Here is a 22,868-nt window from a genome sequence, read left to right as displayed (position 1 = left end):
GCCGGACATGGCCTACCCTTCGAATTCGGTGTGACCAGGCTGCACGGCTCAGCCCTTCATGCTCTTTTGCAGATCCATCAGCACCTGATCCGTCAAAGCGCCACGGTGGACCGGTCCCAGCAGGGCGGCATTGAGGGCTTCCCATTTGGGGCCCAACGCACGCTGTTGGGCGGTCTTGACATGCACCGCGGCCAAATCGCCGGGGGCAATGTTGGCGATGGCATCGGTGCCGACCACGTTCTTGGTATGGAAGTGCACATACAGCGGCGCTGCGGGCTGCCCGTTCGCCAAAGGCTTCACGGCAAGGCGCACTTCGAACACCGTACCGTGATCGTCGTCCGGATCGCCTTTGGACTGCAGCTTCCTGACCGCCCCCTCCGGCATGGCCTCGCCCGAGTTCAGCAGCATCGACACATGGCTCGCCCCCGGAAGGGCGTATTGCTTCACGAGATCGATCTCCAACGCCTGGACCTGATCGTGCAGGGCCTGCACCTGCTCAGCGCGCTGGGCCACCTCGTTTCGCAGCTCGACCGTCTTCGGGTCCAGCCCCGCGCCATTCAGCGCGTTGAGCTGCGCGCTTCGCAGCGCCCAGCCGCCGGGTTGGCCAAACCAGCCCGCCAAAGCGCGCCGCATCATCTGGGCGGCGTTGACGGGATCGGTGCCGTCGTCCAGCGCCGCGCGAATTTCCGAGGTGTCCCGGTTGACTTGGGCCCCCAAGGCGAAGAAGTCGAACTTCGCTGCGGGCTGCGCCGATGGCGGCTTGCGAAATTGTTTGACGCGTGTTTCCGCCAGCTCGATGCGCACCTGCTGCTCCAGCGACAAAGCCACTTTCCCCGTCGGCGCGGACAAGGCTGCTGGCGCCGATTGCGAGGCTCTTGCATTTCTGCGGGATTTGCGGGGGGGCCTGGGGCCCGCCGTCTGAGCAGCCGGTTCGGAAGCCGATGCTTCCTGCGCCTGAACGGCTGGCTCGTCCTGCTCGATCGGCTCCTCCTGCAATGTCGTTTCCTGGCCTTCCACCGTCAGGCCATGGATGCGCTCCGCCATCTGCGGTGAAAGCTTTTTCGCCTTCATCACCTCGCCGAGTTCGTCGGCCAGCATTCGGATGCTGGCGGCCAATTCCAGCGCCGCCCTGCCGACTGGCGATGCCGCCAGATCCTGGTCAGGCGGCAAATGCCGGGTCATCTGCGTGAGGTGATCATGCGTGTGGCGCTCCAGCACCTTCACGTAGTTTTGCAGCCATGCCTCCTGGCGGGGAAGGGGGCCGACGCGAGCATCCTGCAACAAGTCCACCACGCGGCGCATGCGCAAGACATCGCCGACGAACCCCTTCTGCATTTTCAGCGTCTGTTCGCTCATGCTTCCGGCATCGTCGGCCTGCGTCAACACGATGACGCTCAGCATCACCCGATCCACGTGCGAGTCGATGGCGATGAGCCGGGCCTTGGCCGTGCCCATCACCGCGACCTTGAGCGTCGTCGCAGCGTCGAGCGTCGAATCGAACGCCTCTCGCTTGCCGAGGGATTCCATGGTTTCCGCCAGGGCTTTGGCACAGGGCTCCAACTCTTCGAGTTGTGCCCTCGATTGCTCGACATAGCCGCCGAATGCCGCCTGGAGACGCGCTGCGTCGGGGTGGAACACAAGCTCCTGCACCAATTGTTCGACGTCGGATTTCGGCGTGGTCATGACCATCCGGTAGGCAGACAGCGCCCGTTGCTGCTGGATGAACATCGGGATGCGTGGCCCCGCTTTGTGCAGTTGGGCCATCGTCAGTTTCCCCAGCGCCTCCATGGCCGGCTCGGCTTTGCCGAAAGCGATGGATGACGTCCTGCGCATCGCCGGAGCATGCGTCTCCAGCGACATGCGATCTGAGAGGTCGTTGTAGTTCTGAAGATATTGAACCGCCTGGTCGATGGTCTCAGCCGCCGCCTGGGCTGCGGGTGACGGGCGCGACAAAGCCGTTTCCACGCCACTGCGCCGCTCGGGCGCGTTGGCACGGGGGCGCTGTGCAGCAGCACAGGAAGAGCCACCCGCCTCTGCCCCGCCACGCGGGCGCAAGGTGTCCGAAGGCCCGCCCTGATGGACGGCGGAACCGCGCTGCCGCGCGGCCGATGTGCCGTCCGGGCCTGCCGCCCCCCGCGAGGGCGGTGTCGTGGCAGGATGGGACGGTGCCCCTGCGGCTCGGCCGCGATGGTTCACATTTCCGGAGGGCATGGAAAACCTTGACGAAGTAAATCTACAGTCTGAAGGATGGCTGCAGCACTGCGGAAAGGCTTTCAAAATCCGAACCGGCTCGGGGCCTGGCGAAGCGCAATGTCGAAAGTGCAAAGTGCAAAGTGCAAAGTGCAAAGTGCAAAGTGCAAAGTGGACCACCCTCCACCCATCGGCACGAACCTCACACGCTCTTCGTGCTGGGCTGCGGACAAGCCGCAGCCGTCTTCGCTGCGGCTATTTCCCGGCGTGCTGCTGGCGAAACTCCCGAGCCTTCCCGAAGTGCCCGCAACCGATGAACGGCACCGGTGGCCGCAGGGCGGACAGTGGCGACGGGTGGTTCGCCGTGAGCACCAGATGGCCCCGGTCGCCCGGAATCCACGCGCGCTTGGACTGGGCGTGCGAGCCCCACAGCATGAAGACGACCGGCCGGTCGCCCTCGGCCACGTGGCGGATCACCGCGTCGGTGAGCTCTTCCCAGCCCTTGCCGGAGTGGCTGGCGGCCTGGCCCTCTTCGACGGTCAGGCATGTGTTGAGCAGCAGCACACCGCTCTTGGCCCACTTGACCAGGCTGCCGCCCGGCTCGGGCCAGGCGGGAAAGGGCGTGTCCAGGTCGCGCTGCATCTCCTTGAAGATGTTGCGCAGCGAAGGAGGCAGCTGCACGCCGGGCGCCACGGAAAACGCCAGCCCCTCGGCCTGCCCCCGGCCGTGGTAGGGGTCCTGCCCGAGAATGACCACGCGCACTTGGTCGGGCGGGGTCAGCTCCAGCGCGCGCAGCGGCCGGGGCGGGAAGATGGCAGCGCCCGCTGCCAGCTGTGCCTGCAGAAAAGCCAGCAGCGCCTGCCCGCGCGGGCCGGCGAAAAAAGCATCCACCAGCGGCTGCCAACCGCCGGCCACGGGCCAGTCGGCGGGGTCTGCGCTCTGCAGCTGGGTGGGTTGCGTTGCGGAATCATTCATGGTCAAAACGGCCTCCAGAGCAATATCATCTAGGGCATATAGCTATTAAATTAATAGCAATCGAACCTGTCAGGCAAACAGCTTGGCCAACGCCTCGCCCGGCTCCGGCGCCCGCATGAAGGCTTCGCCGACGAGAAAGGCATTCACGCCCGCGTCACGCATCTGCCGCACGTCGGCGGGCGACGAAATACCCGATTCGGTGACCAGCAAGCGATCGGCCGGCACGTTCTTTTGCAGCGCCAGCGTGGTGGACAGCAACACCTCGAAGGTGCGCAGGTCGCGGTTGTTGATGCCCACCAGCGGCGTCTTCAGGCGCAATGCGCGGTCCAGTTCGGCCCCGTCGTGCACCTCCACCAGCACCGCCATGTCCAGGCTGCGGGCGATGGCTTCGAACTCGGCCATCTGGGCGTCGTCCAGGCAGGCGGCGATCAGCAAGATGGCATCGGCGCCCATGGCCCGCGATTCGTAGATCTGGTAGGCGTCCACCATGAAATCCTTGCGCAGCACGGGCAGCGGGCAGCTGGCCCGCGCCTGCTTGAGGTAGTCCGGCTCGCCCTGGAAGAACTGCCGGTCGGTCAGCACCGACAGGCACGCGGCGCTCACCTTGCCGTCGCCCTCGGCGTAGCTCTGGGCGATGTCGGCGGGAATGAAGTCCGCGCGCAGCACGCCCTTGGACGGGCTGGCCTTCTTGACCTCGGCGATCACCGCCGCCTGGCCCTTGGCTATTTTCGCGCGCAGGGCCCCTGCGAAATCGCGCGTGAGCACACGGCTTTCCGCGTCCGTGCGCATGGCGGCCAGCGGCGTTTTCTTTTGCGCCGCGGCGATTTCCTCGCGCTTGACGGCAATGATCTTGTTCAGGATGTCGGACATGGTCTGGTGCCTTTTCCGGGCTCTTCGGAGCCCCGTTTTCTGACGTTAACTCAACGAATGGGGACAGGTGCCGCACTTGGCATGGCAGTGCCCGACGGCGTGGGGGCCTTCAACCGGCTGCCAGCGCGTGTGTGCGCGCAACCAGCTGATCCAGCTTGGCCAGTGCCGCGCCGCTGGCGATCGCGGTCCGGGCAAGGACGATGCCATCGGCGATGGAGTCGGCCACGTTGGCCGCATAGAGGGCGGCGCCGGCGTTCAGGCAGACGATGTCCTGCGCGGGGCCGGGCTGGCCGCGCAGCACGCCCAGCAGGACATCGCGCGACTGCTCGGGGGTTTCGACCTTCAGGGTGCGATTGCTGGCCATGGCCAGGCCGAAATCCTCGGGGTGGATCTCGTATTCGGTGATCTCGCCCTTCTTCAACTCGCCCACCAGCGTGGCGGCGCCCAGGCTGACCTCGTCCATGCCGTCGCGGCCATAGACGACCACGGCATGCTCGGCGCCCAGGCGCTGCAGCGCGCGCACCTGAATGCCCACCAGGTCGGGATGGAACACGCCCATCAGGATGTTGGGTGCGCCGGCCGGGTTGGTGAGGGGGCCGAGGATGTTGAAGATCGTGCGCACGCCCATCTCCTTGCGCACGGGCGCCACGTTCTTCATGGCGGGGTGGTGGTTGGGTGCGAACATGAAGCCGATGCCCACCTCGGCGATGCAGCGCGCGATGGCCTCGGGCGGCAGGTTGATGTGTACGCCCAGCGACTCCATCACGTCGGCGCTGCCGCTCTTGCTGGAGACGCCCCGTCCGCCATGCTTGGCCGTCTTGGCGCCCGCCGCGGCGGCCACGAACATGGCGCAGGTGGAGATGTTGAAGGTGTTGGCGCCGTCACCGCCAGTGCCCACGATGTCCACCATGTGCGTGGTGTCCGGCACGTGGACCTTGTTGGAGAACTCGCGCATGACCTGCGCGGCGGCGGCGATCTCGCCGATGGTTTCCTTCTTGACGCGCAGGCCGGTCACGATGGCGGCGGTCATCAAGGGCGAGAGCTCGCCGCGCATGATGAGGCGCATCAGGTGCAGCATCTCGTCGTGGAAGATTTCGCGGTGCTCGATGGTGCGCTGCAGCGCTTGCTGGGGGGTGATGGTCATGCCGTGGTCTCGAATGAAGGGCTCGAAAAGGGAGTAGGCGAAAAGGCGGTGCGTGCTCTTTGGCGCCGCCTCAGGCACCGGGCCGTTCGGAGAGCGCGAGCCGGATGCCGAAGCCGATGAACATGGCACCCGCCACGCGGTCGAGCCATTGCATGCTCTTTTGGACCATGCCGCCACGGCGCGCCATCCAGCCCGCAGCGAGCGCCCAGCCGGCGTTGACGGGAATGGCGTTCACATTGAACAGCACGCCCAGCAGCACGAAGGCGAGCGCCTTGTTCTGCATGTCCGGCGCGATGAACTGGGGCACGAACGCCAGAAAGAAGATCGCGGCCTTGGGGTTGAGCACATTGGTCCAGAACCCGCCGAGAAAGACCCTCTTCAACGGCGCATGCACCGCAGGCGCGGCCCGCGCGGCCGCCAGTGCGGCGCCGCTGCCGGTGTCGCCGGACGCCTTGGCAAACAGCATGCGCACGCCCATCCACACCAGGTAGGCCGCGCCCAGCCACTTGAGCGCGGTGAATGCCGTGGCGGATGCGGCGAGCAAAGCGCCCACGCCCACGGCCGCCGCGGCGATGTGCACGAAGCACCCCGCCGTGATCCCTAAGCCCGCCACGATGCCGGCGCGCACGCCGGACTTCAGGGCGTTGGTGACGATGTAGAGCACGTCCGGCCCGGGAGTGAGGTTGAGCAGCCAGCCAGCGGCGATGAACACGAGGAGCTGGTGCGTATCGATCATGGCCGTGCCTGCAGGAAGTTGCGCAGCATGGCGTGGCCGTGCTCGGTCAGGATGCTTTCGGGGTGGAACTGCACGCCTTCGATGTCCAGCGTCTTGTGGCGCACCCCCATGATCTCGCCGTCGTCGGTCCAGGCCGTCACCTCCAGCTCGTCGGGGCAAGTGGCCCGCTCGATCGACAGAGAGTGGTAGCGGTTCACGGTGAACTGCTCGGGCAGGCCGGCGAACACGCCCTTGCGGGTAGTGGTGATGACACTGGTCTTGCCGTGCATCAGTTCCTGCGCCCGCACGATGGTACCGCCGAACGCCGCGCCGATGGCCTGGTGGCCCAGGCACACGCCCAGGATGGGCAGCTTGCCGGCGAAGTGGCGGATGGCGGCCACCGAGATGCCGGCTTCGGCCGGAGAGCACGGGCCGGGGGAGATCACGAGCCGGTCGGGGGCGCGCTCGGCAATGCCCTCCAGCGTGATCTCATCGTTTCTGAACACCTCGACTTCGGCGCCCAGCTCTCCGAAGTACTGGACGATGTTGTAGGTGAAGCTGTCGTAGTTGTCGACCATCAGCAGCATGGCTTGAACCTCTTGAATGCATGGGGTGCCTGCCCGGCCCCCGTTGGGAATGTCCGCCCCGGTGCACGGGCCGCCTGTCCGGGCAGGCTCGTGGCTGCCCGGGGCAGCGAGGAGAAACTGGGTGGGATGCGCGCCGCCTGGGCGCAGCAGGGAGTCAGTTCGCAGGCTTGCGCCAACGAAGGTCAAGGAGTGCCGCCAGGCAGGGACGCGGATGAGGCATGGCGGCGATTATCACCTGACCGCATGCCCTCCCCGCCCGTGTTCAGCGGGCCGTCGGCGCTGGCTCCGCATGGCCGCGCTGGCACGCCCGGCCATGGCGGCGGCAGATGCCGCATCAAGGGCACATCGGTCTCAGCGGCCGGCGCCGCTTCGCATAGCCGCAATCCGCATCGCATGACAAACCTTTACACGGGGTTCACACGCGGAAAGTCGGAACCTCCGCGTTGGGTCCTGCAACCGCCCCTTTTTCCTGAGAAGGCCGTTTGCCGTCCAGTGCTTTTTTCATCAACTGCAAAGGGGTCAATCCATGGGTGCGATCAAAAATGCCTTCAAGTCAATCGTGAAGGGCATCGAAAAGGCGGTCCAGGGCGTAGGGCAACTGGCCAAGGGCCTTGCCACGCTCGATCTGAAAGGGGCCGCAGCGGGCCTCAAGAAAATCGGGGAGGCCGGCGGGGATCTGGCACGTGGGGTCATCAACCTCACGCCAGCGGCCATGGCGGCCAACACGTTACTGGACGGGGCCCTCGACAAAGTGCTCAAGAAAGCGCAAAGCGTCGTTAAGAACGTGGTGGACACCGCCGTGGACAGCGTGGAGGGCGGCCTGTCCAATATCAAGAAAGGCGCCATCGGCTTTGCCAAAGGCATCGCCAAGGGCAACCTGGCACAGGCCATGAACGGCATCAAAGACCTGGCCCTTGGCGCGATGGAAACCGCCTCCAACTTCGGGCCTGGCGGCATCGCCAAGAACGTGGCGCGGCTGGCGGTGGACGCCACCATCGATCTGGCCACGCAAGAGGTCACCAAAGTGGCCGCCAAGGCCCTGGACCCCAATGGCACGTCCATGCTGGGCGGACTGGCGGTGGACACCATCGGCGCGGCGACCAGCGGCGGGCTCGGCGCTTCGCGCGCAGGCCGTTTCGCAGACGGCGAGAGCTTTCGCAAGGTGCCCGGCGACATGCCCGACGCCCCGCGCGGCGCCACGCGCCAGAACGGCGACGACATGGGCGGGCCGCAATCGCCGGCCACGCGCCAAGGCACTGACGGCATCTCCGACACCAGCCTGACCAGCACCCGCCGGGATGCGGACGAGCTGATCGAAAGCCGGCCGACCGGCTTCCGCCAGGGCGCACGGGATGCGGCAGAATCCGCCGCCCGCGATGCCGTGGACACGGTCATCCAGAGCGCCATCGACAAGCTGATCCTCAGCATCCAGCAGGCGCTCGACCCCAACGGCAACTCGGCCGTGGTGGGCACCGGCACGAACCTGCTGGGTGACGCGGCGCGCGACGCCGCGAGCACCGGCGTGCAGACCCGCGGACGCCGCAGTTCCGACACGCCGGGACCGACCAGCCAGGGCCCGAACGGCAGCAACGGCCCGCAAGGCGTACAGCCGCAGCAAACCCGCCGCGAAGCCATCAAGGAGTCGGTGCAGAACTCGGCGTACAACGCCATCGACATGGCAATCCAGGCAGCGGTACAGGCCGCCCTGTTCACGCTGATCCCCAAGCTGGGCCTGAACCAGAACAACGCGCTGGCAGCACTCGGCCAAGGCGTGCTGGAAGACACGCTGTCCAACGTGAGCAGCCCGCGCAACGCCACGGGCGCGCGTTCCGGCGGCAAGCAGATGGCCATGGACCTCAAGCAAGGCCTGCAAAGCTCGATCCAGGACAAGCTGATGGGCGTGGCGGATCAGGCCATCCAGAACATCGTGGGTCAAGCGCTCTCCAATGCGCTGCAGCCCCTGGGCAACTCGCCTTTGACCCAAGGCCAAGGTGGCAGCGGTTTTGGGGCAGGCTCCGGCAACCCGCTGGGCAGCCTGGGCGCAGGCTCCGGCAACCCGCTGGGCAGCCTGGGCGCAGGCTCCGGCAACCCGCTGGGCAGCCTGGGTGCAGGCTCCAGCAACCCGCTGGGCAGCCTGGGCGCAGGCTCCGGCAACCCGCTGGGCAGCCTGGGTGCAGGCTCCGGCAACCCGCTGGGCAGCCTGGGCGCAGGCTCCGGCAACCCGCTGAGTAGCTTGCGCGAAGGCATCCAGAGCACCATGCAATCCGTCGTCAACGACGTGATCGGCGGGGTGATCCAATCGGTCGTGGACACCGCCACCAAGGGCGCTGCGGCGGGCCTGTTCCCGGAAAAGGGTGCGCTCAAGCTGCCTTCGATGCAAAACAGCCTGCCGATCGATGCCTCGGGCCTCGGCCTGGACAAGGTCGCGGGCAAGCTGCCGATGGGTGGGGGCAGCGTGTCGATCGACCTGCACATGCACATCCGCGCCTGACGCGCTTCACAACCCCTCACTCTTTTGAAAAGGCAATGACCATGGACGACTCCAATGTTCACGAAGATCCCATCGCAGCCTTGGCCGTCTCCCTGGTCAACGCCATTCGCGAGAACCAGCTGGACGAGGCGGAAACGATGCTCGAAGAGCTGAATGCGCTGAGCCCGGACACCGAGGAGCACCTGATTTTTCCGGTGCTCATCGCGATCCAGCGCGGCTACACGCAGGAAGCTCTGCAGTACCTCAACTCGCTGGGCGAGGACACCGCGCCGGAACTGAAGGCCCTGTGCCTGAACATCATGGGCGACCCGACCTGGCACTACCATGCGCAAAGCTGCCTGGAAAGCGAAGACGAGCACGTGCGCAAATCCATGCGGGAGCTGCTGCAGCTGGAGCCCGAGATGGCTGGCGAGCACGCCTGAGAGCCAGGCCATGCTGAGACTCTCCCCAAAAGCCGACCTGGGCGTCTTCTACGACGCGGATTCGGACCGCTACCGGGCCGGATCCGCCAAGGATTACACGCAAACGGTGACCCGCGACGCCTTTACCGCGTTCTATGCCGACTGCCCCTCCATCGGCTTCGAAGCCGATGGCGCGCCGATCGGCGGCATCCTGTTCGATGGCGAACAGGCCCACATCGCTGTGCTGCCGCGCTACCACGGCCTCTGGGCGCTGCTGCTCAAGCCAGCGCTGCAGTGGCTGTTTTCGCTCAAGGCCGAAATTCTGGTCGCCGTCGAAAGCGACAACCACCGTTGCCTGCGCTTCATGGAGCGGCACGGCTGGCAGCGCGTCGAAGCGCAGGGCGACGACATCATTTACCGGATCACGGCGCAGGGCGGCCTGCGCAAGACCGAATACCCAATTGCGGCCAACCGCAGCGCGCTGGCTGCGGGGCTGCCGGCCCCCTTTCTCACCGGAGCATCGCCATGCCTTCACCCTCATTGAGAGCCGCCACGCCACCGCCGCAGGCATGGGGCGCCGGCGCCCACCGAATCGTGCCCAACGGCGGCGTGGGCGTTCGCCTTCGTCTGGTGTCCATGGTGCAGCCACCCATCTTCCTGGACGACGGGTTTCCTCGATCTTCCGGGCTCTGGGTGTCCAGCAACCTGTTGCTGCCCGGCTGCGAAAGCGCATTGACCCAGCGCCACATGGCCTTGCAGGGTCTGCTGGTGCGGCTGGAAACGCTGGCGGGCGAGGAAGGCCGCTCGCTGAACCGCGCGCTGCGGCTGCTCTCGGACAACCAGCTGTCGCAGGTGCATGCCAACAGCGCCGACTTCGAACGCCTGCGCCTGCCTGCCGCTGCAGCGGGCGACACCGCCCACGGCAGCGCGGCGATCGCCTGCATCGACGAGGAACGCGAGTGGCTGCTGGTGGACGCGCAGCAAGGCTTTCAGCCCGGCAGCGTCTCCCCGTCGCCGGCCTTGATCGCCTCGCTGGTGAGGCTGGCCGAAGTGCCTGCGCACGCCCGCCGCAAACTGGTGGACGCGGGTGACCCGGCAGGAAACATCGAGTCCGCCAAGCCGCTGGTGCTCGAAGCGGCACGCGCATTCGCGCAGCAAGGGCTGGGCGATACGAAAGTGCAGCTTTCAGCACAAGCCCTCGCCCTGGCGGACCAGTTGAGCCCGGTCCACCTGATCCAGTGGCTGCTCACGGACGCGGCGCTGCCATTTCGCGACAAGGCACTGCCGACCTGAAAGCCATCTGCCAAGCCTTGCGCAACGCGCAGGCAAGCAAAAAAGGGCATGGAAATCATTGATTCCATGCCCTTTTCTATTTTTCGCTTCTGCCAGGCGTTCGCCGCGCCAGGGCAATGAAAAAGGGCCGGCAGGCATTGCACGGCCCTTGAGGGAAGCACGGCGGATCAGCGCACAGCGGGATAGCGGTCGAGCACCTTGCGCACGTAGTCCTGCGTTTCACGATAGGGAGGAATCTTGTACCCATGCCGAACGACCGCGCCCTCGCCCGCGTTGTAGGCGGCCAGCACCAGGTCGGTCTGGCCGCTGAACTTGTCGGCCAGGAACCGCAGGTAGCGCACACCGGTTTCGACATTCACGGCGGGCGTGTACAGGTCCGCACTCGAGGGGGCGCCGAAACGGGCCGCCGTGGCGGGCATCAACTGCATGAGGCCCAGCGCCCCCTTGGGAGACCGCGCATTCGGCGAATAAGCCGACTCCACCTCGATCACGGCCTGCACCAGGTGCGGGTCGATGGCATGGCGGGTGGCAGCCGACTCGATCACCGGCCACAGCGCTTCATGGCGCCACCGCGGCGTCACCATGGCCGTGGGCCACAGCGCGCCTGGCGCGCGTGAAGCAACGGCTGACGCCGAAGCAGCGCGCGGCGCGCGGATCACCCGCACGCTCGCGACTGCGGCCGGGTCGGCCGCCGAGTCGTCCGGATCCACCGGATCGGCAGGGGGATCGGGCAGTTCCACGGCCCGGCACTGCCCGACGATGGCCGGATAGCGCTTGGCGATGTCGAACGCCACGCGCACCGGGTCGGAGTCGGTGCCCTTCACCCAGCAGTCGTAGGCGATGAGCGCGTTGGCGCCGCACGCCTGCAGCGCCGTCGCTGCCACCAGCGCATGGCGCTGCCAGCGCACCATCACAACAGGCCCAGGTGGCGCAGCACCGGGGCACGACTGGCAAAGAAGCGGCCTGCGCTGTGCGCCAACTGCTTGGCCGGCACCTGGCCATCGCCATCGCCTTCGAACTGAGGCCGCATGGCGTGAACCATGTCGTCCACAGTCAGCGCGCCCTGATAGGCAGCGCGAATCTGTGCCAAGGCAATCGTTGACCAGCCCATGGCCCGGCCACTGGCACTGCAGGAAAGGTAATGCAGGCCATCCTCGGCAGGGCGTTGCATGACAGCCGTGTTGAAACGGCGCACAGAATCCCGTGCACTGTCTCGCAATGCCACAGGCAGCGCCGGATGCACCTGGCCTTCGTCCTCCAGCAGCAACAGTGCATCCACGATGTAGTCCGCATCCAGTTGTTCGAGCCCAGGCCGGAGCGACAGTTCTCGGGCAGTCGCAGGACCTTCGGACAACGCATCCAACAGACGACACGTAGTGGGCGCATCCATGTAGGTCGTGGTCCCTGCGACCAGAGGGCCCGTTATTCCCTCACTTCGCGCAGTTGCCAATAGCCAGCCCCTGTCTTTCCGAAATTGCGCGGTTTGTGCCGCACTCGCGCGCGACGCACCGCGGGTGTAGAGGTCCCAACGGAAAGACTTGTTCAGAACGAAGTCGCGCATCGTCTCGCGCAGTATCGGATCGCCAACTGAACTCAGCAGGTCTCGTGTTGGTTGGGAAAGGATCGCGTTGTCCACCTGTTCAGACAACAAGGCAGGAGCAGCGAATTCAAGGCCCACATCCGCCATCTCGCTGGCAACTTGGTGAAAATGCATGGGGTGCCAATCCGGGTTGAAATACTCATGCGCGGCGTAGTGTGGATCGAGGCTTCGCAAGCCGCCCAAGCGCGCCCGCACCGAGATATCCTGCTCGAAGTACATCGGATTCACGCGCGCGAAGTCATCCAGAAAATCGAGGGTCTGGGACAGGCGCTCGACCGGCGTTGCGCCGACAGAAACTTGACGCAAACCGTGCAAGTTGACCAGTTCCCGCAATGGCATCTGGGCAGCCCAGCCGGGAAGCGCGTTGTAGCTGACATAAAACGTCCCTCCCGGGCGCAAGCGTTCTGCGATGAACCGCAACACCATTTTGCGTACCTTCGGCGATATCCAGGAATACACGCCGTGCATGGAGATGATGTCCATCGGGGGCAGATCACGATCCAGTAGTTTTTCGAAGGAATCTTCGAATACCTCTACGTTCGTCAAGCCTGCGTCCTTGGCCAATTGGCTCGCATAGGTGACATGTTCACGATTGAAGTCGTTGCCGTAAAAGCGCATGTGTGGGAAGCACGCAGCATGTGCGACCAACGGCAAGCCAAAACCCATCCCCAATTCAAAGCAATTGAGAGGGGCCGAAAGATCGGGCCCACACACACCGCGCGACTCCAGAGCCACGCTCATCTGTGCAGGAGAAAGGACGCGGTAATAGCCCCGCGTATAGGGTTCGCTGCGCAAGTCAAGCACGGCAGGCTGAGATGATTTCATCGGTCTTCTCCTTGGAAATTGAGGCGGTGACGGGGAGCGTGCAAATCCGCTTTCGTGAGGGCACGAACGGCTGCGCCTATTGCAACTGCATCGGGCAGCAACGCTGATCCAATAGTCGAAACGATGGCCGGAAAGGCGAAGCACACGACTCACAACCCCTGTAAGCGCTATGCCGATCGATCGCCTCGGAAAGAAATTGGGAGAGGCTCCAGAGCCCTTGGCATGCAGCCTTCGCACCCCCGTCCGTCTGTTCGCCTGCACGAGCGTACCGGTGGCTTGCCCCTCCTACTCTTCGTTTGCCAGCCCAACAAACCGGAGTACGCGTTGAAGTCCACCGCCCCCATCCCACGCAAGCCACCCGCCTTATCGGCCTGCGGCATGGGAGCCGTTCACTGCGACACCTTCGCCGCTGTGCTGCTCGCGCTGTCTATCACCGGGAGTGCCTTTGCACAGCCCTCGCCGAGTTACATGAAGATGTCTCAGCAACTAGGTAGCCTGTCTGGCCTCCCTAACGCCGCAAGCCCGTTCACCGCCTTGGCCCCGGCACGCCCACAAAGCGATGCCTCCGTGTCCACCCGGCCCGTGGCCATACCATCCGCAAGGGCGACGTCGCTGTCGTCAGCGCCCAGTCTGCCCATGCCGCCCAGCGCCTCGGAAATGGCACCCTGGGAGAAAGGCCGCTTCGTCTATAGAGCGGAGAACAAGCGGATCTCGGACGTGCTGCAGGACTTCGCTGCCAGCCGGGGAACCCCCGCCATCGTGGCTGACGGCGTGGAAGGCGTGGTCAACGCCAACTTCGATCTCAAGCCACGGGAATTCCTGGACAGCGTCTCACGCGCCTACAACCTGCTGTGGTACCACGACGGCTCGGCGCTGTACTTCTATCCGGGCCGCTCCTTGCAAAGCCGGATGTTCCGGCTCAAGGGCTTCAACCGCGAACAAGTGGCCGAACTGCTCCAGTCATTCGACCTGGGCGACAAGCGCTACCCCATCCGCTTCAACGAAGCCAACAGCACACTTTATGCGTCTGGCCCGCCACGCCACCTCGAACTCGTGAGTTCTGCTCTAGAGGCGCTCGATGCAGGCGTGACCGACAACAATGCCCGCACGGTCAGGGTGTTTGGGCTGCAGTTCGCCTCTGCAAGCGACCGGGCAGTTGGCAATTCCACCGTGCCAGGCGTAGCAACCATGCTGCGCAAGCTTTATGGTGAACACGACAAAGACACCCCCAATACCACCCCGCTGGTACGCCTCATGGACAAGGACGGTGACAGCACGCGCAAAAAACTCGGCGCTTACATTCCCCTGCCTTCGGCCAACCAATTTCTGCCACCGCTGCCGCGCGCTACCAACCAGGACGCCAGCACGCCGGCCTCCGAACTAAGGCCGCTGACGCCCCCTGCGAAGAACCCCGAAGAAGACAATCAGCCGCGCTTCGAGGCCGACGAGGGCACTAACTCGGTCGTGGTTTACGGACGCGCCGATCGCATGGCGGAGTTCGAGACCCTGATCCGCAGGCTCGACCAAAAGCCCCAGTTGGTCGAACTGGAGGCCACCATCATCGAGGTCAACTCCGACAGCGTGGATGCGCTTGGCGTGAACTGGACTTTGCGAGGCAGCGACACCAACATCAGCATGAACCTGTCCAACAGCCTCATGCCTGCCGCCGCGCTGGGTACGATCGTCGCCGACGCGGGCCGCCATCTGCTGGCCCGCGTGAACGCCCTGCAGGGCGAGGGCAAGGCCCGCATCCTGTCCAAACCGTCCGTCATGGGCGTCGCCAACCGAACCGCCGTCATGCGCGAAAAACGCGTGGTCACGGTTCGCGTGGCCGGTAACCTGGAAGCCAACCTGTTCCAGATCGAGGCCGGCACGCTGCTGGAGATGACACCGCAGGTCACCCGCATGGACGGCAGCAACAACATCAAACTCACGCTCTATATCGAAGACGGAGCGTTCGAGACGAACGTGGTGGACCAGGTCCCCATCGTGAAGAAAACCGAGATCCGCACCGAAGCCCATGTGCGCGAAGGCGAGAGCCTGCTCATCGGGGGTATCACCGTGGAGTCGGAGCAGTCCCAGAACAACGCTGTTCCCGGACTTTCCAAGCTGCCGCTGGTAGGTGGAGCATTTCGCAACAACGAGCGCCAGACGCAACGCACCGAGCGGCTTTTTCTGATCACGCCACGCCTTCTCAATCACGGCTCGCCAGCTCCTGTCGCTTTTTTGAACGAGGTTCGTAAGCCATGAAGCAGCTTCGCATATTGACCGGCCAACATGCCGGAGCCCAGATAAATTTGACCTCAACGCGCTACTTGGTCAGCGCGGAGGACGCAGCAGATATCCAGCTCACCGACTGGACTTCAGAAGCGATGTTGATCGAAGCGGGAGAAGACGGAATGATTCAGTTCGCGCTGTCACCACAAGGCACGGCCAAGGCCTCCCTGCCCATGAACGACTTCGTTCCCCATCGCATGGGCGACATCGTGCTGTGTACCGGCCCCGCCGACGCGGCCTGGCCCGCCAGCGTCGATCTGATCGCGCGCCTCGGCCAGATCACCGTTGCTGCCGCGCCAAAGGGCCGCAAGGTTTCCCCAGTGGTGCTGTCCGCCGTCGTTGGCACCGCCCTGATGACGGCAGCGCTGAGCGCTGCGGTCGCACCGCTGAGCCCACCAAGCCGCGACCGCGCCACTACCGAAGCCCCGAACCGGGAACAGCCACCGCAAGAACCCCTCCTGGTGCGGGTGCAGCGCGCGCTGGCCACCACCCCGATCTCGGGCCTGGAAGTGATTCCGCAGGCGGATGGCGTGACGGTGCGCGGCCTGCTGGCCGAGTCTTCGGACGCGGACACGGTGCGCCAGTTGCTGGCCCCCTTCAAGCGAGAGCGCGTCGTGCACGCCTATGTCACCGCCACGGAAGTGGAGCAGAGCATCGCCGACGCCATCGCCCGGCCCGGCGTTCGCATCCACCACCTGGGCGAAGGCCGCTTCAACGTCACGGGCGACACACAGAACCTTTCGGCCCTCAAGGACAGCGCCACCCGCATCGCCGCCGATCTGGCGCCGCTGGTCAAGCGCATCGACGTGAGCGCATCGGAGTTGCCGCCTGCAGGCGTCAAACGCATGAGTGCGCTGATGAACACCGGAGATCTGCAGTACGTGCAGACGCGCGACGGTGTGAAGCACCTGTCGCCACCGAATGCCGAGGCACTGGCTGCCAACGACTGGTCGATTTCCCGTTAACCCTCACCCAACGAACGCCAACACCATGACTGCTTCCAACGAAACCATCATCTTCAGCGACCTCGCCAACCTGGACCAGGCGCTCACCGAGGACAAGAGCGGCGACCGTGCGCGGGCAATGATCCGCTACTTCGCCGAGATCGCGGATGAAAGCAGCGCGATGCTGAAAGCGACTCAGATGGATGAGGAGCGCCAGCTCGTCTCGCAACTGATCCAGGCGTTCTACGCTTCGCAGCGTGTGATCCAGCGGATCTGGGAAACCCTGCACGGCACCGCCCTGGCGGTCTGAGACAAAAGGAGCCTCTCCATGCTGATCCTCGAAGCACCAACCGCGACCAAGAGCGCATACCCGGTGATCTACCGCAACCTTATGACCGTGGGCTTGCTGGGCACGATGTACAGGGTGGGCGAAGACGCGCAAACCATCCACGCCACTGTCGAGATGACGCTCGAAGATGCACACGGCTACTCGCTGTATCGAACCGTTGCCATGGCGATGGCCGGCCATTTGGACGAAGCGCGGGAGGCCTTGGCATCACGCATCGAGGAAGAGCCTCAGAACGGTGAGAACAAGATCGCTATGGCCGTAGCAATGCTCTTTGGCGGCGATCGAGGTTGGCGCTACTGGATCGATAACGTGCTGGCAACCCACACAGACCAAGAGGCGCGCGAAGCAGCCCTCGGAGTGCTCAAGTACGTAAGCCGGCAGGACCGAAGGGTGGCCCTTCATTAACAGAATTGGCATGCCGGCATCCCGCCGACATGCCTCAACGAACGAAAGTCACACGGTGTGACCTTCAGCAACGCGGAATTTTCCGCATTTTTAGGAGCTTAGATATGTCGAATCGTACCAACGGCAGTAACGGCGCTGACAGCAAGACAAATGACCTGATTGATGCAATGAATAAACAGCAAGACAATTCAACTGCCATTACAAAGGCGCAAATCAAGAACCAAGAGAAACAAGCAGAGAACAACGTACGCTCGTCCATGGCGGAAATGTACGGAAAGAGCGCGAAGGGCAATGCCGACAAAATGGCATCACAAGCATAAACGCGCCGTGCCGCGCCTTGCCGCGCCGTACATCGGCAATCTGCCGACGGCGCGGCGGCGCCTCCGCCCTTGACCTAATTTGCGAGCAGGCTCAATACCTCAAACTCGATTCAATTAGTGCTTTGAGGTCACCATGAAACGGCGTACAACTCGTGTCGATTTAATTTGCGGAGTGGAAAATGATTGCAGCACCAAATGGAAAGACGCAAGGGCTGATAAACGATATGGATCGACAGCAGAAAATTTCAGATGATTTGACCAACGTGCAAATCAAAGAGACTTTGAAAAAGGCCAGGAGCACATTGATATCTTCTGTTGCCGAAACCTTCCAAAAACACTCTAAAAGCATTACCGAAAAGCTGGCACAAAGCGCAAACTAATAGCATCAGGCCTTACGGATAAAAAATCCAACTTCCATGGACTTCGAACATCCTCTAATCAAGACCGCAGGCGATGGCCCATTCACCACCACGATCGTGGTCGTTTTGGCGTGCGTTTCGTGCTTTATATTGACAACCGCCGAGGCGGACCATGCACCGAAGTTGGCGCAAGGATGCAAGCGGCTCCATGCCACACACCTTATAGAAGGAGTACTTCATGAACCCGCAATTTGAGCGCAAGGAATTTGTCGCCGCGTTAATCAGACTGGTCTATCAGGTCATCGAAAAAGACATGCCGGACGAAGCGTCGGACCTTTTAGCCGGAATTCGCATACTGCGGCCAAAACTTGCGGAACTCGATATCACCGCCGGCTGGATCGCCTTTCGCCGCGGCGCTTATAGTGAATGCCTCCAACTGGTGCGCCGCTTCGAAAACCATCCCACGGAATGGGATTCAGCGAAAGGCATGATTGCCAACTGCCAATTCCTGCTCCGCGACAAGGGATGGATGATTACCCTGAACGAGTTGGAGCAAGGAAATGCCAGCCCCTTCGCACTCCAGTTGGTAAGTGCACTGATCAAACACAGAGACAGAGTTGCTGGAAACTTCCAGGACACCGCCGAAGCACAGGGCACGGCCGAAACCGCGAGTGCGCCTATCTTCCAGATGCCTTTCATGTTTATGCGTGCCTGAGCCCATTCATTCTTGGAGAATTCACCATGGCCCCCATCGGCAGCATTGGCGAGGCATCCAGTGCCTTGATCGTCGAACAGTCATCCGCTCCAACGATGAGCATGAACGCCCTCGCGGAAAAATTCGCCGGCATGATGAAAGACGCGCCGCCACTGTCTTCCGTAGAGATCGAAGGTCCGTCCACACTGGGCAAGATGTTGATTAATCAGGACGAGTCCATGCGCAAGGGAATGCAGGACACCGCAGCACTCGTGCAGGCGACCATCGAACAGCCCCTTGGGGCGGACCTTACACAGTACCAAGTCGCGCTGATGTACCAGTTCGCCGGCACCCACTTCCAGATCCAGGCGATGAGCAGCCTTGCGCAAACCACCAAGAACGGTCTGCAGACACTCATGCGCAACCAATAACCCCCTCTAGCGAAGACACCATCATGGCGCCATCCCTCTGCTTTCGCGCAGCGACATACCGCCAGTTCGCGCGCCGCGCACTCGTTCCGCTGCTGCTGCTGCTGGCCCTCACCGGCTGCAAGACCGACCTGTACACCAAGCAGACGGAAGGCGATGCCAACGACATGGTGGCGGCCCTGCTGGAAAGCGGTGTTCAGGTCAACAAGGCAACGACCGATGCCGGCAAGACCTGGAACATCCAGGTCGAGCAAGGGGACGTGGTGCGCTCGCTGACGGTGCTTCGCTCCTATGGCCTGCCCCGCGAGCGCCACGTGACGCTCGGAGAGATGTTCAAGAAAGAAGGACTCATCTCCACGCCCACCGAAGAGCGCGTGCGCTTCATCTACGGCGTGGCGCAGCAGCTGGAGGCCACGCTGTCGCAAATCGACGGCGTCGTCACGGCACGCGTTCACATCGTCCTGCCCAACAACGACCCGCTGGCGTCCGCCGTGAAGCCGGCGAGCGCATCGGTCTTCATCAAGTACCGCGAGAGCGCCAACCTGGCGGGCCTGGTCGCGGGTATCAAGAACATGGTGGCACGCAGCGTCGAGGGCCTGTCGTACGACAACGTGACCGTCACGCTCGTGCCGGGCATGCCCCTCAGCCCTGCCGTGGCGAAGGCGGAAGCCGACAACAACATGCTCTGGATCGCACTGGCCGCAGTGTTGGCGTTGCTGGCCGCAGCAGGGGGTTGGCTGGCCTGGAAGCGCCCGGCCTGGCTGCCAGCCGCGCTGCGCCGCAAAGCGCCCGCCGCGGCGCAGCCCACGGACACGGCAGTGACCGCACCCGTCACCAAGGTGTCCGGTGCGGCGGCAGGAGCACCCGCATGACCACCCAACACGCATCAACACCACCCGCACGGTGGCTGCCATGAGCCGCGCCCTGCAGCTGGCATCGCTGGCGCAAGCGCTCCAGATGCGGCTGGAGGCATTGCACGACGGTGTGGACCCGAGTTGGCGCGCACCGCTCGGCTTGGCGCAATCTCCTCTCGAATGGGACCAGGGCCCTGTGGGACAGCGCATGTCGATTGCGCTGTATGAACGCAATTGCGGTCCTTTGCCGCCCTTGTCGTCGCTGGAGCATCCAGCCAGCCGCTTGGCGCTCCTCGACAGAACCCAGATGCTGTCGCGCCTGTGCGCGCTCGCTCTGCTGGGACGGCCCGGCGTCCTGCGCTGCTGCGTCGAGCGCAACTCGCGGGCAGCGCTGCAGCAATGCCTGGGCCCTGCCTACACCGCGCTGCGCGGCCTTCAGGAAGGTACGCCGGTCGCCAGCGACGTGGCCTCATGGTCGCCCCTGACCTGGGCCTGGGTGGGCTACCGCGAATTGGTGCGGGAAGGCGCTTGGCCGGACCGGGGCCTTCGCCGGCTGGCCCGTCTGTCCCTTCCCCTTTCGCGCGAAGACGAGCCACGGGCAAAGCAGGTTCCCGCCCCGCTGACGCCGGTGCATGCCCGGCTGGAGCGGCTGGAATCCCTTTTCGAGGCGAAACCATGCTGATCTGGTCCACTCCCAACGGTGCCCATCTGCGCACGAACGATGGCATCGTCCGCTCGCATGAAATTCCTACCGTGACCGGTGTTCTCGGATTGCTGGAGAACGTGCACAAAGAGTGCGACGCGATCCGGCAAAAAGCATTGGATGACGCACGGAATGCGGTCGATGCCGTGCAGCGATCGACCGCAGCCATCTTGCAGGAGACGCAGGACGCAGCCCAAGCCATGGTGGAGCAGGCCCGCGAAGAGGCGGCGGCTGAACGCGAGCGGGGCTATGACCACGGCGAGCGCAAAGCGGCTGCGCGCTGGCACGGGCGCTTTGAGCAACTCAAGGCCTCGCACGAAGAGGCCTGGCAGGCGATGGACACCAAGCTGGCTGGCGTCGTGGCGCTGGCGGTCGAACGCATCGTGCACTCGGAATCGCGCGAAGCCCTGTTCCAACGGGCCTTGTTGACGGTGAAAGATGCCCTGCGGCAAGCTGGCACCGCCGTTCTTCGCGTCCACCCCGACGAGGCTCGGGCCGCGCACACCGCCATCGCCGCAACCGCCACCGGCCTGAAAGATCCCCAGATACGCATCGAAACCGATGCCTCGCTGGAGCTTGGCACCTGCATCTTCGAATCCGACATCGGCCGGCTGGACACCAGCCTGCACATCCAGCTCGCGGGCGTTCGATCGGCCCTGGAGCGAGCGACCCGGTTGGCCATGGCCAATGCATCGCCGGAGGCGAGCATTGCGCCCGACCCGGAAGAGCTCGATTTCGACTTTGCCTTGCAAGACGGGCAGGATGAGCCACTCCCGGCCGCGGATCACGACGAATCGCTGGAACTGGACGATCCCCAGGAGTCCGAGCCCCTGCTGGACGCCGAAGCGCCCTGGCTGGATGAAGCCCAGGACGATCTGCCGCAGGCTGAACCGGAAACCGAAACAGAGTCAGAGTCAGAGTCAGAGTCAGAGTCAGAGTCAGAGTCAGAGTCAGAGTCAGAGTCAGAGTCAGAGTCAGAGCCAGAGCCAGAGGCCGATGCGGCTCCATCCGCATGGTTCTCGTCGGTCGTCCCCATGGATGGGGACACCACGCAATGGTTCGAGTCCCTGGACCCGATGAACTCAACCGTCCACGACGACGAGGAAATGCACCATGCTTGAAGTTTCCGGACTCCCTCAGTGGATGGAACGCGAAATCGCCACGGCGACGATCGTTCGCCGCAGCGGCAAGGTCGTCGAAGTGATCGGAACGCTCATGCGCGTCACCGGGCTGGATGCCAAGCTCGGTGAGCTGTGCCATGTGCTCGACGAAAGCGGCGGCTTGCTGCAGGCGGCCGAGGTGATCGGCTTTGCCAACGGCCAGAGCATCCTGTCGCCCTTCGGCTCGATCCTGGGCGTGCGCGGAGGCTCTGCCGTGGTCGGCCTGGGCGAAGTGCTCTCGGTGCCCGTGGGCCCCAAGCTGCTGGGCCGCGTGATCGACAGCCTCGGCCAGCCCATCGATGGCAAGGGCCCGCTCGACTGCCTGGAGCGGCGTCCGGTTTTCGCCTTGCCGCCGACGCCCATGGAGCGGGAGATGATCGAGCATCCGTTGCCCACGGGGGTGAAGGCGATCGATTCCCTCCTCACCCTGGGCGAAGGCCAGCGGATGGGCATCTTCGCCCCCGCAGGCGTGGGTAAAAGTACGCTCATGGGCATGCTAGCGCGGGGGACGGAGTGCGACATCAGCGTGATCGCGCTGATCGGTGAGCGTGGCCGCGAGGTGCGGGAGTTCGTCGAATTCATTCTGGGCGAGGAAGGCATGGCGCGCTCCGTGGTGGTGTGTGCCACCTCCGACCGGTCATCCAGCGAGCGTGCCAAGGCTGCCCATGTCGCAACGGCCGTGGCCGAGTACTACCGCGACCAGGGCCTGAAGGTCTTGCTGATGATGGATTCGCTCACCCGGTTTGCCCGCGCACAGCGTGAAATCGGTCTGGCGGCAGGCGAGCCGCCCGCCCGGCGCGGCTTCCCGCCCTCGGTGTTCGCGGAAATTCCGCGGCTGCTCGAACGAGCCGGCATGGGTGCGGTGGGCTCGATCACCGCGCTCTACACCATCCTTTATGAAGACGAGAGCGGGGGCGATCCCATCTCCGAAGAGGTGCGAGGCATTCTGGACGGACACATGATTCTTTCGCGCAAGATCGCGGCACGCAATCAGTACCCGGCCATCGATGTGCTCGGCAGCCTGAGCCGCGTGATGTCGCAGATCGTGCCCAAGGACCACCAGCAGGCCGGAGGCCACTTCCGCCGCCTGATGGCGAAATACGACGAAATCGAGCCCCTGGTGCAAATGGGCGAATACAAGCCCGGCAACGACGCCCTGGCCGACGAGGCCATGCAGAAGATGCCGCAGATTCTCGAGTTTCTGAATCAGGCCACGTCGGATCTATGGGAGTTCGATCGCTCGGTCGACGGCTTGGCGCAGATCGCCAGCGGCTGACACCCGGT

24 protein-coding genes are annotated in these 22,868 nt (G+C 64.2%); 16 read left to right on the top strand and 8 right to left on the bottom strand.

Translation table 11 applies throughout. The annotated features are described in order from the left end of the window. Positions 1-48: 48 nt before the first annotated feature. The 6 genes from AVHM3334_RS03195 to AVHM3334_RS03170 all read right to left on the bottom strand — a co-directional run bounded on the left by AVHM3334_RS03195 (position 49) and on the right by AVHM3334_RS03170 (position 6,481). The gene (locus AVHM3334_RS03195) at positions 49-1,965 is read right to left on the bottom strand and encodes a T3SS effector XopP-like protein (RefSeq protein WP_284409586.1); all 1,917 of its coding nucleotides are present in this window, start codon (positions 1,963-1,965) and stop codon (positions 49-51) included. A 480-nt stretch (positions 1,966-2,445) separates the two neighbouring features. Further along, the gene (locus tag AVHM3334_RS03190; protein WP_284409584.1) at positions 2,446-3,165 is read right to left on the bottom strand and encodes a uracil-DNA glycosylase; all 720 of its coding nucleotides are present in this window, start codon (positions 3,163-3,165) and stop codon (positions 2,446-2,448) included. Positions 3,166-3,234: 69 nt separating this feature from the next. Beyond that, entirely contained in the window at positions 3,235-4,035 is an 801-nt protein-coding gene (gene trpC, locus AVHM3334_RS03185) for an indole-3-glycerol phosphate synthase TrpC (RefSeq protein WP_284409582.1), read from the bottom strand. Between the two features lie 109 nt (positions 4,036-4,144). Next, on the bottom strand, positions 4,145-5,179 hold the full coding sequence (gene trpD, locus AVHM3334_RS03180; RefSeq protein ID WP_284409580.1) for an anthranilate phosphoribosyltransferase: 1,035 nt from the start codon (positions 5,177-5,179) through the stop codon (positions 4,145-4,147). Positions 5,180-5,249: 70 nt separating this feature from the next. Next, positions 5,250-5,915, bottom strand: coding sequence for a LysE family translocator (locus AVHM3334_RS03175; protein ID WP_284409578.1), 666 nt, complete (start codon positions 5,913-5,915; stop codon positions 5,250-5,252). Further along, on the bottom strand, positions 5,912-6,481 hold the full coding sequence (locus AVHM3334_RS03170) for an aminodeoxychorismate/anthranilate synthase component II (RefSeq protein ID WP_284409576.1): 570 nt from the start codon (positions 6,479-6,481) through the stop codon (positions 5,912-5,914). Before AVHM3334_RS03170 ends, AVHM3334_RS03175 begins: the two co-directional genes overlap by 4 nt. A gap of 526 nt (positions 6,482-7,007) precedes the next feature. Between AVHM3334_RS03170 and AVHM3334_RS03165 the strand changes: the two genes are divergently transcribed. The 4 genes from AVHM3334_RS03165 to AVHM3334_RS03150 are packed head-to-tail and all read left to right on the top strand — an operon-like array spanning position 7,008 to position 10,666. Further along, the gene (locus tag AVHM3334_RS03165; RefSeq protein WP_284409574.1) at positions 7,008-8,972 is read left to right on the top strand and encodes a collagen-like triple helix repeat-containing protein; all 1,965 of its coding nucleotides are present in this window, start codon (positions 7,008-7,010) and stop codon (positions 8,970-8,972) included. A 41-nt stretch (positions 8,973-9,013) separates the two neighbouring features. After that, positions 9,014-9,394, top strand: coding sequence for an HrpB1 family type III secretion system apparatus protein (locus AVHM3334_RS03160; RefSeq protein WP_284409573.1), 381 nt, complete (start codon positions 9,014-9,016; stop codon positions 9,392-9,394). A gap of 10 nt (positions 9,395-9,404) precedes the next feature. Continuing rightward, a complete protein-coding gene (locus AVHM3334_RS03155) occupies positions 9,405-9,917 on the top strand; it encodes a GNAT family N-acetyltransferase (protein WP_284409571.1) in 513 nt (170 codons plus the stop codon). Continuing rightward, positions 9,899-10,666 carry a hypothetical protein gene (locus tag AVHM3334_RS03150; protein ID WP_284409569.1) on the top strand — a complete coding sequence of 256 codons (768 nt, stop codon included), beginning with the start codon at positions 9,899-9,901 and terminating at the stop codon, positions 10,664-10,666. Before AVHM3334_RS03155 ends, AVHM3334_RS03150 begins: the two co-directional genes overlap by 19 nt. 167 nt (positions 10,667-10,833) lie before the next feature. On the opposite strand, the gene AVHM3334_RS03145 is transcribed toward AVHM3334_RS03150, so the two are convergent. Both AVHM3334_RS03145 and AVHM3334_RS03140 read right to left on the bottom strand, forming a co-directional pair. Further along, entirely contained in the window at positions 10,834-11,577 is a 744-nt protein-coding gene (locus AVHM3334_RS03145) for a lytic transglycosylase domain-containing protein (RefSeq protein WP_284409567.1), read from the bottom strand. Further along, complete coding sequence (locus AVHM3334_RS03140) at positions 11,577-13,091, bottom strand: methyltransferase regulatory domain-containing protein (protein WP_284409565.1); 1,515 nt, start codon at positions 13,089-13,091, stop codon at positions 11,577-11,579. Before AVHM3334_RS03140 ends, AVHM3334_RS03145 begins: the two co-directional genes overlap by 1 nt. 567 nt (positions 13,092-13,658) lie before the next feature. On the opposite strand from AVHM3334_RS03140, the gene sctC reads away from it, so the two are divergent. The 12 genes from sctC (at position 13,659) to sctN (ending at position 22,860) form a co-directional block, all read left to right on the top strand. Beyond that, entirely contained in the window at positions 13,659-15,341 is a 1,683-nt protein-coding gene (gene sctC, locus AVHM3334_RS03135; protein ID WP_284409563.1) for a type III secretion system outer membrane ring subunit SctC, read from the top strand. A 47-nt stretch (positions 15,342-15,388) separates the two neighbouring features. After that, positions 15,389-16,333 (top strand): secretion protein, encoded by a 945-nt coding sequence (locus AVHM3334_RS03130; RefSeq protein WP_284409561.1) that lies wholly within the window; start codon positions 15,389-15,391, stop codon positions 16,331-16,333. A 25-nt stretch (positions 16,334-16,358) separates the two neighbouring features. Then, positions 16,359-16,622 (top strand): hypothetical protein, encoded by a 264-nt coding sequence (locus tag AVHM3334_RS03125; RefSeq protein WP_284409560.1) that lies wholly within the window; start codon positions 16,359-16,361, stop codon positions 16,620-16,622. An 18-nt stretch (positions 16,623-16,640) separates the two neighbouring features. Beyond that, positions 16,641-17,066 carry a hypothetical protein gene (locus AVHM3334_RS03120; protein WP_284409559.1) on the top strand — a complete coding sequence of 142 codons (426 nt, stop codon included), beginning with the start codon at positions 16,641-16,643 and terminating at the stop codon, positions 17,064-17,066. A 104-nt stretch (positions 17,067-17,170) separates the two neighbouring features. Continuing rightward, positions 17,171-17,386, top strand: coding sequence for a hypothetical protein (locus tag AVHM3334_RS03115; RefSeq protein WP_284409557.1), 216 nt, complete (start codon positions 17,171-17,173; stop codon positions 17,384-17,386). Positions 17,387-17,565: 179 nt separating this feature from the next. Beyond that, entirely contained in the window at positions 17,566-17,766 is a 201-nt protein-coding gene (locus AVHM3334_RS03110) for a hypothetical protein (RefSeq protein ID WP_284409555.1), read from the top strand. Positions 17,767-17,983: 217 nt separating this feature from the next. Then, complete coding sequence (locus tag AVHM3334_RS03105; RefSeq protein ID WP_284409553.1) at positions 17,984-18,460, top strand: HrpB1 family type III secretion system apparatus protein; 477 nt, start codon at positions 17,984-17,986, stop codon at positions 18,458-18,460. A gap of 26 nt (positions 18,461-18,486) precedes the next feature. Further along, the gene (locus tag AVHM3334_RS03100; RefSeq protein ID WP_284409551.1) at positions 18,487-18,870 is read left to right on the top strand and encodes a type III secretion protein; all 384 of its coding nucleotides are present in this window, start codon (positions 18,487-18,489) and stop codon (positions 18,868-18,870) included. A gap of 23 nt (positions 18,871-18,893) precedes the next feature. After that, positions 18,894-19,739 (top strand): type III secretion system inner membrane ring lipoprotein SctJ, encoded by an 846-nt coding sequence (gene sctJ, locus AVHM3334_RS03095; protein ID WP_284409550.1) that lies wholly within the window; start codon positions 18,894-18,896, stop codon positions 19,737-19,739. A 40-nt stretch (positions 19,740-19,779) separates the two neighbouring features. Further along, positions 19,780-20,403 (top strand): type III secretion protein HrpB4, encoded by a 624-nt coding sequence (locus tag AVHM3334_RS03090; protein WP_284409548.1) that lies wholly within the window; start codon positions 19,780-19,782, stop codon positions 20,401-20,403. Beyond that, complete coding sequence (gene sctL / locus AVHM3334_RS03085; protein ID WP_284409546.1) at positions 20,397-21,545, top strand: type III secretion system stator protein SctL; 1,149 nt, start codon at positions 20,397-20,399, stop codon at positions 21,543-21,545. Before AVHM3334_RS03090 ends, sctL begins: the two co-directional genes overlap by 7 nt. Next, on the top strand, positions 21,538-22,860 hold the full coding sequence (sctN, locus tag AVHM3334_RS03080; RefSeq protein WP_284409544.1) for a type III secretion system ATPase SctN: 1,323 nt from the start codon (positions 21,538-21,540) through the stop codon (positions 22,858-22,860). Before sctL ends, sctN begins: the two co-directional genes overlap by 8 nt. The last annotated feature ends 8 nt before the right edge of the window (positions 22,861-22,868 follow it).

Origin of the sequence: Acidovorax sp. SUPP3334, from assembly GCF_030159055.1 — a bacterium.
Classification (GTDB): domain Bacteria; phylum Pseudomonadota; class Gammaproteobacteria; order Burkholderiales; family Burkholderiaceae_C; genus Paracidovorax.
This window is presented reverse-complemented; position numbering and strand designations above follow the sequence as displayed.